Source organism: Rhizobium sp. Root482, from assembly GCF_001426565.1.
Classification (GTDB): Bacteria; Pseudomonadota; Alphaproteobacteria; order Rhizobiales; family Rhizobiaceae; genus Pararhizobium.
On record NZ_LMFA01000026.1, the window covers coordinates 107,657 to 121,804 of the forward strand.

The following is a 14,148-nucleotide window of genomic DNA, read 5'->3' on the forward strand; positions in this document are numbered from 1 at the left end:
ATCCTTGCGGATAAGCACCACGCATGGTTCATGCTGCAACGCAGCGGATATCATTGCGCCGCGCCATCCGCTTGCCGGTAAGAGCGAATTCACCTAGTTTTCCGGTCATGACCAATGTCGATCCCTTCGTTGCGATCTCGGATCCGAACCGGCGATATCTGCTGGAGGAATTGCGGCGCGCGCCGCGCACGGTCAACGAACTGGCGCAAGGACTACCGATAAGCCGCCCCGCCGTGTCTCAACATCTGAAGGCTTTGCTGGAGGCCGGGCTCGTCTCGGTGTCGGCAAGCGGCACGAAGCGGATCTATGCGATCAACAGGCCCGGTTTCGACAGGGTCAATCTCTGGCTGGATCAGTTCTGGTCGTAGCTGAGGCCGGGAAGGCCAGACATCGGGAAACTTGATACTGCGGCACTGGCGGACCTCATGTCCGCGCTCGACACTTCCGCCTATCGAAAAGGCTGGAGCAGGCCTGCGAATGTCATATCCGGCTTTTCGGCCATGCAGTCCAGCGTTCGGACAAAAGTCTCCCGATGAATGAGATTGCTTTACCTAATCAGTGAGTTGAAGAGCGAATCTTCTGGATTTCGTCCTTCAAGCGCAGCTTCCGACGCTTGATGTCGGCAATGTGTACGTCTTGGGCAGACGGCTGGGTGAGAGCCGAATGGAGCTCCTGCTCCAGAACACCATGTTTTTTCTCAAGCGTTGCAAGATGAGCCTCAATGGTCATGTGGCAGTCCCTTCCTTTTGCTTGCATCCGATCAATAGATGCCGGATGTTCCACGTCGTAACACAGCGAGTGTGCCATGCTATCTTTCATTTGTCGAAGGCGAAATCGTGACCAAGGATAACTTCCCGTTACCGACAATTCTGTGCTAGAGCGACGCTCGATTTGATGCGGATAGCAGACTATCTGCTGCCGGCGCCGACGGGGAACCATCCATGCCAGACCAGGATCAGGCCGAACTCAGACTAAGCGTAGCGCGGCTGAGACAGGAGCACGAAGACTATGATGTCGCAATCAACGCCATGATCCAGACGGGTTGCGACGCCCTGCGCATCCAGCGGATGAAGAAGAAGAAACTGGTCATCAAGGACAAGATCACCAAGATCGAGGACCTGATCATCCCCGATATCATCGCCTGACGGCGGCCCGGATCTCGCCCTGCAAACAAGCGGAACGAACAATTTGACGAATGCATCAAACCCGCCCGTCGCCATTATCATGGGCAGCCAGTCCGATTGGGAAACCATGAAGAATGCGGCCGATACGCTCGATGCGCTCGATATCGCCTATGACGCCCGTATCGTTTCGGCGCACCGCACCCCCGATCGGTTGGTGAGCTTTGCCAAGGGCGCCCGCGACGAGGGTTTCAAGGTGATCATCGCCGGTGCCGGCGGTGCCGCCCATCTGCCGGGAATGGCAGCTTCGATGACGCCCCTGCCGGTCTTCGGCGTTCCCGTCCAGTCCAAGGCGCTTTCGGGCCAGGACAGCCTTTTGTCGATTGTCCAGATGCCGGCCGGCATTCCCGTCGGCACGCTGGCGATCGGCCGCGCCGGCGCCGTCAATGCCGCCTTGCTTGCGGCAGCCGTCCTGGCGCTCAGCGACCCGGACCTCGCCGACAGGCTCGACGACTGGCGCGAACAGCAAACGGCGACCGTTGCCGAATATCCCGTGGACCAGGCATGAGAACGATCGGCATTATCGGCGGTGGCCAGCTTGGCCGCATGCTGGCGATGGCGGCCGCCCGGCTGAATTTTCGCACCGTGATCCTCGAGCCGCAGGCCGACTGTCCCGCCGCACAGGTGGCCAATAGCCAGATCATTGCCGCCTATGATGACGAAGAGGCGCTTGCACGGCTTGCGCAGGCCTGCGATCTCGTCACCTATGAATTCGAGAATGTTCCGGTCGATGCGGCCGAACGGCTAGCCCGCTCGCTGCCGGTCTATCCGCCGCCGAAGGCGTTGGAAGTGGCCCAGGACCGGGTCACCGAAAAACGCTTCCTCAATGGCTGCGGCATTGCCACGGCCGGCTTCCATACCGTCGACGACCAGCAGCAGCTGGAACGGGCGCTTGCCGATTTTTCCGGCCAGGGCGTGCTGAAGACCCGCCGCCTTGGCTATGACGGCAAGGGCCAGCGAGTGTTCCGGCAGGCCAGCGACGATGCTGCCGGCGCTTATGAGGCGCTTGGCGGCGTTCCGCTCGTGCTCGAAAGCTTCGTTGCCTTCGAGCGGGAAATCTCGATCATCGCCGCCCGCGGCATCGATGGTGCAATCGCCTGTTTCGATCCGGCGGAGAATGTCCATCGCAACGGCATCCTCCATACTTCGACCGTGCCGGCCGCGATCAATGAGACCACTGCACAGGCCGCCCGGCATGCTGTGGGTTCCGTCCTGTCGGCGCTCGGCTATGTCGGTGTCATCGGCATGGAATTCTTCGTGCTTGCCGACGGAACGCTGATCGCCAATGAAATTGCCCCGCGCGTCCATAATTCCGGCCACTGGACGGAGGCGGCTTGCGTGGTCTCCCAGTTCGAGCAGCATATCCGCGCCGTTGCCGGCCTGCCCCTGTCGGACGGCGCCAGACATTCCGACTGCGTCATGCAAAACCTGATCGGCGACGATATCGATACTCTGCCCGCCTGGCTTTCGAAGCCAAACGCGCTGGTGCATCTCTATGGCAAGGCCGAAGCGCGACCAGGGCGCAAGATGGGCCATGTCACCTGGCTGACCTGAGGCTTCAACCCACAGAAAAGCCCGGTACCGGCGCGAAAACCGGCGCACTATGGTTGACACATTTGCGATGCCGGGTTATTTGCCTGCCACCCTAAGAGCGCGCTCGGCCTTACCGGTCTGCAGGCGCGCTTTTGATTGTTAAAGACCGGCGAATTCAAGTTCGCCGAAACTGCGGATCAGAAAAATGAAGATCAAAAATTCGCTCAAGTCGCTGAAGGCACGCCACCGCGAAAACCGCCTGGTGCGCCGCAAGGGCCGCGTCTACATCATCAACAAGCTGAACCCGCGCTTCAAGGCTCGCCAGGGCTGAGCCCTTGCATCTGCTTGCCGCCGGAAACCAGTTTCGCTCGCCTGAGGCTCTGACGGCCTTCGGCGCGATGGGTTTCTGCGCGACTGCAGTGCCTGCAGGCCATCGGCTTGATGTCCTAAATTTGATTTGATCTTCGGCCGTGGTGGACTAATTTATCTGCCATGGCAAAACGCGTGTCTTCCTTTCTGATCGCCGGTGTGCTGCTGGCCGCCTCGATTACCGCCGGCCCCTCTCTCCAAGCCGCCGAGCCCGCCGCGCCGCAGGAAAATGCCGCGCCGGATCTGTCCACGCCCCGCCAGCGGCTGGACACGCTGTTTTCCGAACTGAAGCGCGAAAGCGACGCCGACAAGGCCCGCGATATTTCCGATCGCATCCGCATCGAATGGCAGGAATCCGGCAGCGCCACGATCAATCTCCTGATGCTATGGGCGACAAAGGCGATGGAAACGAATCGCCAGGCGGCGGCCCTCGATATGTTCGACCAGGTCGTGGCGCTTTCCCCTGATTATGTGGAGGGCTGGAACCAGCGCGCCACGCTGCATTTCCAGATGGGTAATTTCCGCAAGTCGATGTCGGACATCAACCGGGTTCTGGCGATCGAGCCGCGCCATTTCGGCGCCCTGGCCGGCATGGCAACAATCCTCACCTCGGCCGGCGAGGACGAACTGGCGCTGCGCGCCTGGGAACAGTTCCTTGCCGTCTATCCCGCCGAGCGGAAGGCCCAGGAACAGCTTGGAGAGCTACAGGAAAAGCTCGCCGGCAATCGCACATGATCTCTCCCGGCCGCGAAACCGGCGGCCGTTTCCACTCGTATCGGTTCCAGTGATCCGCCCCGCGCGCCGGGATATGCGAAAGGATGACGATGCGCCCTGCTACCCGGAACGCCATGCTGCTTCTTGCCTCTTTCTGTCTCCTCGCGCTTGCCGCCGCATTTGCCTTCAGCGCCTATCAGGCGGCGGCCTTCGAAAGAAACAATCCAAACCGGGGCGAGCGCATCGATATCGGCGGCTACCGGATGAACAGCGTGTACATGCCCCGTTCGGAGGGCGCCGACCTGCCGGCCATCGTCTTCATCCACGGCGCCAGCGCCAATCTTCTCGATCCGATGATCGCCTTCGGCGACAAGCTCAAGGGCCGCGCCGACCTGCTTTTCCTCGACCGGCCCGGCTTTGGATTCTCTGATCGCGGCGGGCCGCAAAATGCCTATCCGGACGGCCAGGCCGATGCCATTGCCGCCCTGATGCGCAAGCGCGGCATCGACCGGGCAATCATCGTCAGCCATTCCTTCGGCGGCGCCATCGCCGCCAGCTTCGCCTTGAACTACAAGGAGATGGTGGCAGGCCTGCTGTTTCTGTCGCCGGCCACCCATCCCTGGCCGGGCGGTATCGAATGGTATTACGACGCCGCCAGACTGCCGGTCCTTGGCTGGCTGTTTTCGACGCTCGTCGCGCCGCCCGTCGGTCTTGCCGCCATAAACAAGGCCACCCAGGTGGTATTCGCGCCCAATCCCCGACCCGACGACTATATCGAACGGACCTCCGCCTATCTGGCGCTGAGGCCTCACGCCTTTCGCAACAATGCCGTGGATATCGCCAATCTGCTCGACTATGTGAAACGCGTGTCGCCACGGTATCGGGAGATCAAGGCGCCCACCGTGATCATCACCGGCGACGCCGATCGCATCGTCTTTCCGGAAATCCATTCCCGCCAGCTGCACGCCGATATCGCCGGATCGAAACTGCTGCGCGTCCACAATCTCGGCCACAAACCGGATTACATCGTCACCGATCTGGCCATCGCCGCCATCGAAAGCCTGGCTGCTAAATCACGCGACCTGGACGGCTTGGCAAGGCAAGCGGAAGCACAAATCATCGTGGAAGATTAAGTTTACGCGCTTTTGCACCAACCCGCCCGCCCATCGGGACAGCGCCCTTGGTCATCATGCGGGCAACAAAAAGCCGCCGGATCGCTCCGGCGGCTTCCTGGTTTTAAACGAGGAATTCAGACGCCGCTCTGACCATCGGCACCGATATAGGCGATCCTCAGCATATTGGTGGCGCCAGGCGTTCCGAGCGGCACGCCGGCCGAAATGATGATCCGGTCGCCCGGCTTGCCGAAGCCTTCCGAGACGACGATGCGACAGGCGCGGTTCACCATGTCGTCGAGGTCGGTCGCATCGCTTGTAACGACACAGTGCAGACCCCAGACGACGGCCAGGCGGCGTGCCGTCTGGATCACCGGAGATAGCGCAAGGATCGGCACCTGCGGGCGCTCGCGCGCCGCGCGCAGGCCCGTCGTGCCCGAAGAGGTGTAACAGACGATGGCCGACAGTTTCAGCGTCTCGGCGATCTGGTGGGCGGCAAGCGAGATCGCGTCGGCGCCGGTCGCCTCCGGCGGCGTGCGCTGGGCATAGATGATGCCGGAATAATGTGGATCGGTTTCGATCTTGCTGGCAATCGAAGCCATCGTGGCGACGGCTTCGAGCGGATAGTCGCCCGATGCCGATTCGGCCGAGAGCATGATCGCATCGGCGCCCTCGAAAACGGCGGTGGCGACATCGGACACTTCGGCGCGGGTCGGCACCGGCGCCGAGATCATCGATTCCAGCATCTGCGTGGCGACCACGACCGGCTTGCCGGCGCGCCGGGCCGCGCGGATCAGTTGCTTCTGCAGGCCGGGCACGGCCTCAAGCGGCATTTCCACGCCGAGATCGCCGCGCGCCACCATCAGCGCATCGGACAATTCGATGATCTCGTCGATCCGCTCGATCGCCTGCGGCTTTTCGATCTTCGACATCAGCCCGACCCGACCGCGCGAGACCTTGCGGACCTCGGAAAGGTCTTCCGGTCGCTGGATGAACGACAGCGCCACCCAGTCGATATCGTCGGTTTCGAGCACGGCATCGAGGTCGGCGCGGTCCTTTTCGGTGAGGGCACCGACGCTCAGCAGCGTATCGGGCAGGCTGACGCCCTTGCGATCGGAGATCTTCGTGCCGGAAATGACGGTGCAGACGATGCTCTTGCCGTCGCATTTTTCGGCCCGCAGATGCAGCTTGCCGTCATCGATCAAAAGGCGATGGCCGGGTTTGACGGATTCGAGGATTTCCGGATGCGGCAGGAAGACGCGCTTGGCATCGCCCGGCTCGTCCCTGTTGTCCAGCGTAAAACTCTGGCCTGGGACGAGATCCACCTTGCCGGCGGCAAACTTGCCGACGCGCAGTTTCGGTCCTTGGAGATCGGCGAGGATGCCGATCGGCCGGCCGCAGCGCGCCTCGACATTGCGGATCCGCTTGACGAGCATGCGCATCATCTCATGGCTGGCATGACTCATATTGATACGGAAAAGATCAGCCCCCGCCTCATGCAGTTTCTGGATCATCTCTTCTTCGCTGGACACGGGTCCGAGCGTCGCGAGGATTTTGACTTTTCTGTTCCGCTTCATCGATTCTGGCTTTCTTCAGTCCCTGGGGTATCGGACAACTGAACCATCCAGCTTCCCTGACGTCCCGTATCATATTCCTTGAATCCCATGCGCTGGAAACCGCGCGCGAAACAATCCTGCACGCCGACGATCTTGAACTCGTTTTCGGCCACGCACATATTGACATTGCCCGTCCAGCGCCCGCCCCGGGCAGCATCCTCGGCATAGAGATAATAATAGCGGGATTGCAGTTCGCCCTCGATCAGCGTCGCACAGGTGGTTGCGGGAACCTGCCACCAGCCCTCCGATATCCAGCCTTCCTTGGCCCGGTAGCCGATGGCCACACCGACGAGATTCTGCGTGCCGTTGCAGACGCGGAACTCGGCCCGCGCCTCGCCTGCCGCCAGGAAAGGCGCAAGGGTAGCCAGCATGAACAACACGATGGCGCCGAAGAACCGGTTTTTTACGTTCAGCCTGGAAAGGGGATATCTGGACACGGTTTCCAATGGGTCTCCATTGTGATTTGTCGTGGCACTTTCTTGCGACGGTGAGGCAGGAATGTCAACGCGACTCTAATCGATTGCATCCGGGATTCTGTTGACCGAAAGCGCACATAGCCGCCATTGTCTTGCTCTCGCCTCGACTGCATGCCATCAAATTTCGTCAAGCCCGAAAGGAGTTGATACTGTATGCCGCAAACACCGCCTTTCGAGATCATAGAGGGAAATGCGAAAGCCGGCCTCGTGCTGCTCGCCGACCATGCCACCAATCGGCTGCCGCCGGAATATGGCCGGCTTGGCCTGCCGGAAAGCGCCTTCGGCCGGCATATCGCCTATGATATCGGCGTCGAGCCGCTGGTGCGCAGGCTGGCCAGCCGGCTTAACGTGCCGGCGGTGCTCAGCTGCTTTTCACGGCTTCTGATCGATCCCAATAGGGGCGAGGACGATCCGACGCTGATCATGAAGATCTCCGATGGCGCCATCATCCCGGGAAATCACCCGATCAGCGCGCAGGAATGGGAAAACCGGCTCAACCGCTTCCACCGGCCCTATCACCGCGCCGTCTCGCAAACCATCGCCGCCGTCGCTGCGGCCAGCGGCAAGGCGCCGCTGATCGTCTCGCTCCATTCCTATACGCCCGCCTGGAAGGGCGTTGCGCGCCCCTGGCATGCCGCGGTCCTGTGGGACAGCGATCCGCGCGCCGTCCGCCCGCTGATCGAGGCGCTGGAAGCGCCGGGCGACATTCTGGTCGGCGACAACGAGCCCTATGACGGCGCGCTGCGTGGCGACACGATGTTCCGACACTGCATGGAGACAGGCCTTGCCCATGCGCTGATCGAAGTGCGCCAGGACCTGATCGGCGACGAGTTGGGGGTGGCCGAGTGGGACGCGCGGCTGGGGCCGATCCTTGCCCAGTTGAACGAACGGCCGGACCTGCACGAGATCAGGCGCACTCCCTCGCGCACCGGCCCTTATGATTTTTGACCAGAATGGAAAGCAGGAACGATGAGCGAGCCCACACCGCAGCAACAACTTGAATTCGAGGCGGCCGCCTTTCGCCGCCTTGCCGCTCATTTACGCGAGCGCAGCGATGTCCAGAACATCGACCTGATGAACCTTGCCGGTTTCTGCCGCAACTGCCTGGCCAACTGGTACAGTGAAGCCGCCAATGACGCCGGCGTGACGATGGACAAGGCGCGCGCCCGCGAGATCGTCTACGGCATGCCCTATGAGGAATGGCAAAGGCTGAACCAGCGCGAGGCGTCCGACGCCCAGAAGGCCGCCTTCGAGCGAAACGGGCCCAAGGAATAGGCCGAGAAATAAGATGAAGGCGGCGGCAGGGGAAATTGCCGCGATGTTGCGCAATGTCACTTGACCTTCGGGCGACTTCGCGGCAGGTCACAGCCTCACAATTTCACTCCCCAACCTGTTAGGAGAAGACCATGTCGGATGCCCATGGCGTCGCCCGCGACCAGCTCCGTTCTTTCATCGAACGGATCGAGCGTCTGGAAGAAGAAAAGAAGACCATCGCCGACGACATCAAGGATGTCTATGGCGAGGCAAAGGGAACCGGCTTCGATACGAAGATCCTCAAGAAGGTCATCGCCATCCGCAAGCAGGACAAGGACGAGCGCATGGAGCAGGAAGCCATTCTCGATACCTATCTCGCCGCCCTTGGCATGATCGAGGCGCCGGAAGCCGAATAAGGCCAACCGCTCCGTCGGCGCCGGATTGCCGGTGTGGGTCTTTCCACATTCGCGGCATTCCTTCAAAACCCGCCTTCCGGCGGGTTTTTTGCGACCTGTCCCATCGCCCCTATCCTGAATTCCTCGGCGCCAACGGCATGTCACGGGCGCTGGGCGCAATCCGCCTGACGACGGCGGACAAGGCCTTGACCTTCCCATGATTGGAAGGCTTATCTACCCTGGTAGTAACGAAGGAATCCCCTCATGACTGCCATCGCCAGGATAGAAACTCCAAGCCTCCCGCATGAAACGATCGTCATGCCCATAGAGGGTATGAACTGCGCCTCTTGCGTCTCTCGCGTCGAGAAGGCAGTTGCCGCCGTTTCCGGCGTCGCTTCAGTGGCGGTCAACCTTGCGACCGGCAAGGCGACGATCGGGCTCGAGCGCGGCGTGCCGATGCAGCCCCTTCTCCAGGCGGTCGAAAAGGCCGGCTACACGGCTACGATCGAAACTCGCGAATTGGACATCGAGGGCATGAATTGCGCCTCCTGTGTGTCCCGCGTCGAAAAGGCCCTCCGCACCGTTCCGGGCGTCGCGGAGGCATCGGTCAATCTCGCGACGGAAAAAGCAACCGTCCGTGCTCTGCCCGGCACGGGGCAACACCGGCTGGAAGAGGCAGTGCGCGCGGCGGGATATCGTCTGCGCCCGGCGACTGCGAAGGCTTCCGGCGACAACGCCGAGAATCGGCGCCGTCACGAAATGGCCGGGCTGAAGCTGTCGCTTGCCCTGTCGGCGGCGTTGACGCTGCCGCTTTTCCTTTTTGAAATGGGCTCGCATGCCGTGCCTGCCATTCATGACCGGATCATGGCTGGGATCGGCATGGACAATTACCGGCTCCTCCAGTTCGTCCTCGCCACGCTGGTCCTGTTCGGGCCGGGTTTTCGCTTCTTCAGGAAAGGCATTCCCAACCTCTTTCGCCTGGCGCCCGACATGAATTCGCTGGTCGTGCTCGGCACTTCGGCCGCCTGGGCCTATTCGGTGGCCGCCACATTTGCGCCGGGCCTGTTTCCGCCGGGTGCCGCCCATGTCTATTACGAGGCTGCCGCCGTCATCGTCACCCTGATCCTTCTTGGCCGCTATCTCGAAGCGCGCGCCAAAGGAAGGACCAGCCAGGCGATCAGGCGACTGATCGGCCTGCAGCCGAGAACCGCCCATGTGAAGCGCGGCGACCGGTTCACCGAGATCGAGATCGCCGATGTCGGCCTTGGCGATATCGTCCGCATTCGCCCGGGCGAAGCCATTCCCGTCGATGGCAGGGTGATCGACGGTTCATCCTATGTCGATCAGTCGATGATCACCGGCGAACCCGTTCCGGTGAGGAAATCGGCCGGCGGCGACGTGGTCGGCGGCACGATCAACGGAACAGGCTCCTTTACCTTCGAGGCGACGAAGATCGGCGCCGACACCCTGCTTGCCCGGATCATCGGGATGGTCGAGGCGGCGCAAGGTGCGAAACTGCCGATCCAGGCGCTCGTCGATCGGGTAACGGGCTGGTTCGTGCCTGCGGTGATCCTGGCCGCCACCCTCACCTTTGCCGCCTGGCTGCTGCTCGGCCCGGCGCCGGCCCTTTCCCATGCCCTGGTCAACGCGGTGGCCGTCCTGATCATCGCCTGCCCCTGCGCCATGGGGCTGGCCACCCCGACCTCGATCATGGTCGCCACCGGCCGCGCCGCCGAACTCGGCATCCTCTTTCGCAAGGGCGAGGCGCTGCAGATCATTCGCGACATCGATATCGTGGCGCTGGACAAGACTGGTACGCTGACCCGCGGCAAGCCGGAACTGACCGACCTCGTGATGGCCGATGGCTTCGACCGGGCCATGGTCCTGCGGCTGGTCGCCAGTCTCGAATCACGCTCGGAGCATCCCATCGCCGAGGCCATCCTCGCAGCAGCACGAACGGAAGGCCTTCCTCTTGCCGATGTCGCCGGCTTCCAGGCCGCACCGGGATACGGCATCGGCGGCAGGATCGAAGGGCACGAGGTCATCGTCGGCGCCGACCGCGCCATGGTCAGGAAGGGCATCGATGTGACGCCCTTCGCCGACCGGGCCGCCGAGCTCGGCAATGCCGGGCGAACGCCGATCTATGCGGCCGTCGACGGAAAGCTCGCGGCTCTTCTCGCCGTAGCCGATCCGCTGAAGGAGACAACGGCAGAGGCTGTTCACGCCTTGCACGAGCTCGGCCTGAAAGTGGCGATGATAACCGGCGACAACAGGCGCACGGCGCAAGCCATCGCCCGCCAGCTGGGCATCGACCATGTGATCGCCGAGGTCCTGCCGGAGGGCAAGGTGGAGGCGGTTAAGGCGCTGCAGGCAGGCGGGCGTCGTGTCGCCTTTGTCGGTGACGGGATCAACGACGCGCCGGCCCTGTCTCAGGCCGATATCGGGCTTGCCGTGGGAACCGGCACCGATATCGCCATCGAAAGCGCCGATGTCGTCTTGATGTCGGGTGACCTCACGGCAGTTCCGAAGGCGATCGCCATCGGCAAGGCGACGATCCGCAATATCCGGCAGAACCTGTTCTGGGCCTTCGCTTACAATGCCAGCCTTATCCCGGTTGCCGCCGGCCTGCTTTATCCGTTGAACGGCATGCTGCTGTCGCCGGTCCTTGCCGCCGCCGCCATGGCGCTTTCGAGCGTCTTCGTGCTTGCCAACGCACTGCGTCTGCGCCGCTTCCAGATCGAAGCCGGCACTTCCGCATGAAAGGAGATCGACATGAATATCGGTGAAGCAGCCAGGACGTCCGGCGTTTCGGCCAAGATGATCCGCTACTATGAGCAGATCAAGCTGATCGACCCGCCGCAACGGACGGAAACCAGCTACCGGACCTATGGCGAGAACGACATCCATACGCTGCGCTTCATCCGCCGCGCCCGCGATCTCGGTTTCTCGGTCGAGCAGATGAAGACGCTGCTGGCGCTGTGGCGCGACCGCTCGCGGGCGAGCGCCGATGTCAAGGCGATCGCCCTCGACCATATCGCGCAACTGGAGCACAAGGCGGCCGCGATCGCCGCCATGATGAAAACGCTGAAACATCTCGCCGGCCATTGCCATGGCGACGATCGGCCGGATTGCCCCATCCTCGACGATTTTGCCGAAGCGCCAGACGAGAACAGCCCACACCTTCCGCCCAGGTTCGGCCTGTCCGGGCTTGCCTGACAATGTCCAGGTAACAGACCGCGCTACCGGACACGAAAAACCGCCATGTGGCGGTTCAGACCGCTGACAAAGCCAGGCTTATCATTCATGGGGCGGTGCGGCTTGGCGAGAGATACCCCTTCTTTCCGCCATCCCTGTGCTTGTCACAGGGATCCAGCCAGCCCAAGTCTTGGGCTGAAAGGCCTCTTGACCCGACAGACGTCGGGTCGCTGGATCCCCGCCACAAGGGCGAGGAAGACGGAAATCGTGGGTCCGATCTCATCCACCAAGGGAGCTGAGCCTTGTCATCAGCCTGCCCCCCGTCGCCGGCGGGTTTTCTAACGGGTTGAATGTCTGAGATCAGTTGGTGCTGAACTTCTTGACTTCGAGGAAATTCACCGCGTTGCCGGTGAAGCGGGCCGTATCGACGGAGACGGCAGTGTTCGAGAAGCCTGCCGAATAGACGGTGGTCGGCGAGGCCCGCAGCGTCTTGCTGACGAAGCGCGGTGCCTTGACCGGCTTGGACAGCGTCGCCATCCGTCCATTCGACAGCGCCCATTCCGAAATGATCTGCCGCGTCAGTTTAGGCTCGGTGCGAACCGAGGAGCGAGCAGCCGCATCGGCCTCTTCCTTCTTCGGACGCTTGCCCTTGGCCGGAATATCGCTGGTGTTGAAGACGTCTTCGAACACGGCAGCGCGCGCATCGTCGCTGGACTGCGGTGCGAAGGCGGCCATCTCCACCGGCCGCTGGGTCGGCGCTGCCAGGGCGACGCGGGTCTCCGCCTGCGCAATGGTGTCGGCAGGTTGCTGTGCCAGTGCCACCGCCTGCGTCTCGCTACGCTCGGCAAAGGACGGCACGACCACATTGGCATCGGCAACCGCCATCAGGGCTGCCTCGCCCGCCGGCCTCATTGCCGGGACCGGCACGAAGCCCAGCGCCGCAACATCCTCGTCGAGGACGGCCGCATTCGGATCCGTCGAGGCCATCAGCGTGCCGCTGCCGGCATCGCCGTTCAATCCGCGCTTGCCCAGCATCTGCGGCACCGGAATCTGGTAACCTGCAAGATCGGCAAATTCGCCTTCGCCCGTCGCCGGATCGCTCGTTGCGGCGGCCAGCGCATCCGCGGCCGCATTGCGCGGCGGCGCGACGAGCGCCACTTCGACGCCGTCGTCAGCCGGCATTTCCTTGAAAGCTGGACGCACGCCCGGCACCGGCGCCGCGACCGATGCCTGCTCGATCGCATTCTCCACGCCCGGCAGCGATGACGGCGCAGCGGCGACTTCCGTCACCTTGGCGCTTGCGGCCGGCTGCTCGTCAGCGACTTCCATTTTGCCGCTGGCAATGGCATCGGGTTCTTCATCCTCGTCGCCACCGCCGCCGAACAGCATGGCGAACAGATTGCCCTTGCGCTTGCTGTCGTCCTTGTCGCCAGAGCCCTTGGCTCCGCCGCCGGCCACCTCGATGGCGCTTGCGCCGACGCGACGCTTGTAGTCGGCAACCGCGACCTGATAGCCCGGCAGGGGCTTACCGTCGGCCGGCAGGTGCATGGTCTTGCCATCCGGGAACAGGCGCACCAGTTCGTTGCGGTTCATGCGCGGCCAGGCGCGAACCCCGCCGACGTCCAGATGAATGAAAGGGGAACCGGAGGTCGGATAATAGCCGACGCCGCCGACCTGGAACTTCATGCCGATTTCCCGCACGGTTTTCAGCTTGACGTCGGGCAGGTAGAAATCCATCGCCTTGCCGAGCATGTGCTGGCTCTTCTTGGCCACGCCCTTGGAGCGCGACCGTAGCATGCCGTTGGTGGCTGGGGAACGATAGGCGGAGACGACGTGGATATAATCGCGCGAGCCGCTCTTCTGATAGACTTCCCAGACGAGATCGAGAAGACGCGGGTCCATCTTCGTCGGCTCGTTGCGACGCCAGTCGCGCAGGAAACGGTTGATCTGCTGCAAGCCCTTGGCATCATAGCGGCCATTGCGCTTGAAGGTGATCGACGCCTTCTCCTTGGTATGGATGAAATAGAGCTTGAGCGTACGCGTCTGGCCGGCGGCCTCGACGGGAGGCGCCATGCCGGGGATGACCATGGAAGCGGCGATCAGAAGCGATGCAAGAACGCGCGGCATCTTGACGGCAACCGCGGCGCAAAAGCGGTTTATCACGGAGCCGCGAGGCTTCTTGAATCCGAACAAATTTTGCAAACTCAATCCCCGTCGACGGACAAAGCGTCCCGTGGCAGCTCAGATGACTGTCAATTGCGGTGACAGCATGGCAATTATGCCACAGTCATCGGTTATCCTTA

At 62.4% G+C, this 14,148-nt stretch carries 16 protein-coding genes; 12 read left to right on the forward strand and 4 right to left on the reverse strand.

Going from position 1 to position 14,148, the window contains the following annotated elements:
- The first annotated feature begins 107 nt into the window (after positions 1 to 107).
- Positions 108 to 368: an ArsR/SmtB family transcription factor gene (locus ASD31_RS23405; protein ID WP_056339788.1), complete on the forward strand. Its 261-nt coding sequence runs from the start codon at positions 108 to 110 to the stop codon at positions 366 to 368.
- Positions 369 to 555: 187 nt separating this feature from the next.
- Here ASD31_RS23405 and ASD31_RS23410 read toward each other — a convergent pair whose 3' ends face one another.
- Complete coding sequence (locus tag ASD31_RS23410) at positions 556 to 729, reverse strand: YdcH family protein (RefSeq protein ID WP_082520697.1); 174 nt, start codon at positions 727 to 729, stop codon at positions 556 to 558.
- Positions 730 to 941: 212 nt separating this feature from the next.
- Here ASD31_RS23410 and ASD31_RS23415 point away from each other — a divergent pair, with 212 nt between their 5' ends.
- The 6 genes from ASD31_RS23415 to ASD31_RS23440 all read left to right on the forward strand — a co-directional run bounded on the left by ASD31_RS23415 (position 942) and on the right by ASD31_RS23440 (position 4,930).
- Complete coding sequence (locus tag ASD31_RS23415; RefSeq protein ID WP_037099988.1) at positions 942 to 1,145, forward strand: YdcH family protein; 204 nt, start codon at positions 942 to 944, stop codon at positions 1,143 to 1,145.
- 79 nt (positions 1,146 to 1,224) lie between these two features.
- Positions 1,225 to 1,689: a 5-(carboxyamino)imidazole ribonucleotide mutase gene (gene purE / locus ASD31_RS23420; protein WP_056340685.1), complete on the forward strand. Its 465-nt coding sequence runs from the start codon at positions 1,225 to 1,227 to the stop codon at positions 1,687 to 1,689.
- Positions 1,686 to 2,735 carry a 5-(carboxyamino)imidazole ribonucleotide synthase gene (locus ASD31_RS23425; protein ID WP_056339793.1) on the forward strand — a complete coding sequence of 350 codons (1,050 nt, stop codon included), beginning with the start codon at positions 1,686 to 1,688 and terminating at the stop codon, positions 2,733 to 2,735. Before purE ends, ASD31_RS23425 begins: the two co-directional genes overlap by 4 nt.
- Before the next feature lie 184 nt (positions 2,736 to 2,919).
- On the forward strand, positions 2,920 to 3,045 hold the full coding sequence (gene ykgO / locus ASD31_RS23430; RefSeq protein ID WP_034855034.1) for a type B 50S ribosomal protein L36: 126 nt from the start codon (positions 2,920 to 2,922) through the stop codon (positions 3,043 to 3,045).
- Between the two features lie 161 nt (positions 3,046 to 3,206).
- Positions 3,207 to 3,818 carry a hypothetical protein gene (locus ASD31_RS23435; protein WP_056339796.1) on the forward strand — a complete coding sequence of 204 codons (612 nt, stop codon included), beginning with the start codon at positions 3,207 to 3,209 and terminating at the stop codon, positions 3,816 to 3,818.
- 83 nt (positions 3,819 to 3,901) lie between these two features.
- On the forward strand, positions 3,902 to 4,930 hold the full coding sequence (locus tag ASD31_RS23440) for an alpha/beta hydrolase (RefSeq protein ID WP_320409416.1): 1,029 nt from the start codon (positions 3,902 to 3,904) through the stop codon (positions 4,928 to 4,930).
- A 116-nt stretch (positions 4,931 to 5,046) separates the two neighbouring features.
- Here the strand turns inward: ASD31_RS23440 and pyk are convergent, their stop codons facing one another.
- Both pyk and ASD31_RS23450 read right to left on the reverse strand, forming a co-directional pair.
- The gene (pyk, locus tag ASD31_RS23445; protein WP_056339803.1) at positions 5,047 to 6,486 is read right to left on the reverse strand and encodes a pyruvate kinase; all 1,440 of its coding nucleotides are present in this window, start codon (positions 6,484 to 6,486) and stop codon (positions 5,047 to 5,049) included.
- Positions 6,483 to 6,896, reverse strand: coding sequence for a DUF1036 domain-containing protein (locus ASD31_RS23450; RefSeq protein ID WP_056340688.1), 414 nt, complete (start codon positions 6,894 to 6,896; stop codon positions 6,483 to 6,485). Before ASD31_RS23450 ends, pyk begins: the two co-directional genes overlap by 4 nt.
- A 258-nt stretch (positions 6,897 to 7,154) precedes the next feature.
- On the opposite strand from ASD31_RS23450, the gene ASD31_RS23455 reads away from it, so the two are divergent.
- From ASD31_RS23455 to cueR, 5 genes are all read left to right on the forward strand, one after another.
- Positions 7,155 to 7,949, forward strand: a complete 795-nt coding sequence (locus tag ASD31_RS23455) for an N-formylglutamate amidohydrolase (protein WP_056339806.1) — start codon at positions 7,155 to 7,157, stop codon at positions 7,947 to 7,949.
- Positions 7,950 to 7,970: 21 nt separating this feature from the next.
- On the forward strand, positions 7,971 to 8,276 hold the full coding sequence (locus tag ASD31_RS23460; protein WP_056339808.1) for a DUF1244 domain-containing protein: 306 nt from the start codon (positions 7,971 to 7,973) through the stop codon (positions 8,274 to 8,276).
- 131 nt (positions 8,277 to 8,407) lie between these two features.
- The gene (locus ASD31_RS23465) at positions 8,408 to 8,671 is read left to right on the forward strand and encodes a DUF2312 domain-containing protein (protein ID WP_056339810.1); all 264 of its coding nucleotides are present in this window, start codon (positions 8,408 to 8,410) and stop codon (positions 8,669 to 8,671) included.
- A gap of 243 nt (positions 8,672 to 8,914) precedes the next feature.
- Positions 8,915 to 11,410 carry a heavy metal translocating P-type ATPase gene (locus tag ASD31_RS23470; protein ID WP_056339814.1) on the forward strand — a complete coding sequence of 832 codons (2,496 nt, stop codon included), beginning with the start codon at positions 8,915 to 8,917 and terminating at the stop codon, positions 11,408 to 11,410.
- 12 nt (positions 11,411 to 11,422) lie between these two features.
- Entirely contained in the window at positions 11,423 to 11,866 is a 444-nt protein-coding gene (gene cueR / locus ASD31_RS23475) for a Cu(I)-responsive transcriptional regulator (RefSeq protein WP_056339817.1), read from the forward strand.
- 339 nt (positions 11,867 to 12,205) lie between these two features.
- Here cueR and ASD31_RS23480 read toward each other — a convergent pair whose 3' ends face one another.
- Entirely contained in the window at positions 12,206 to 14,047 is a 1,842-nt protein-coding gene (locus ASD31_RS23480) for a DUF882 domain-containing protein (protein ID WP_056339820.1), read from the reverse strand.
- Positions 14,048 to 14,148: the final 101 nt, after the last annotated feature.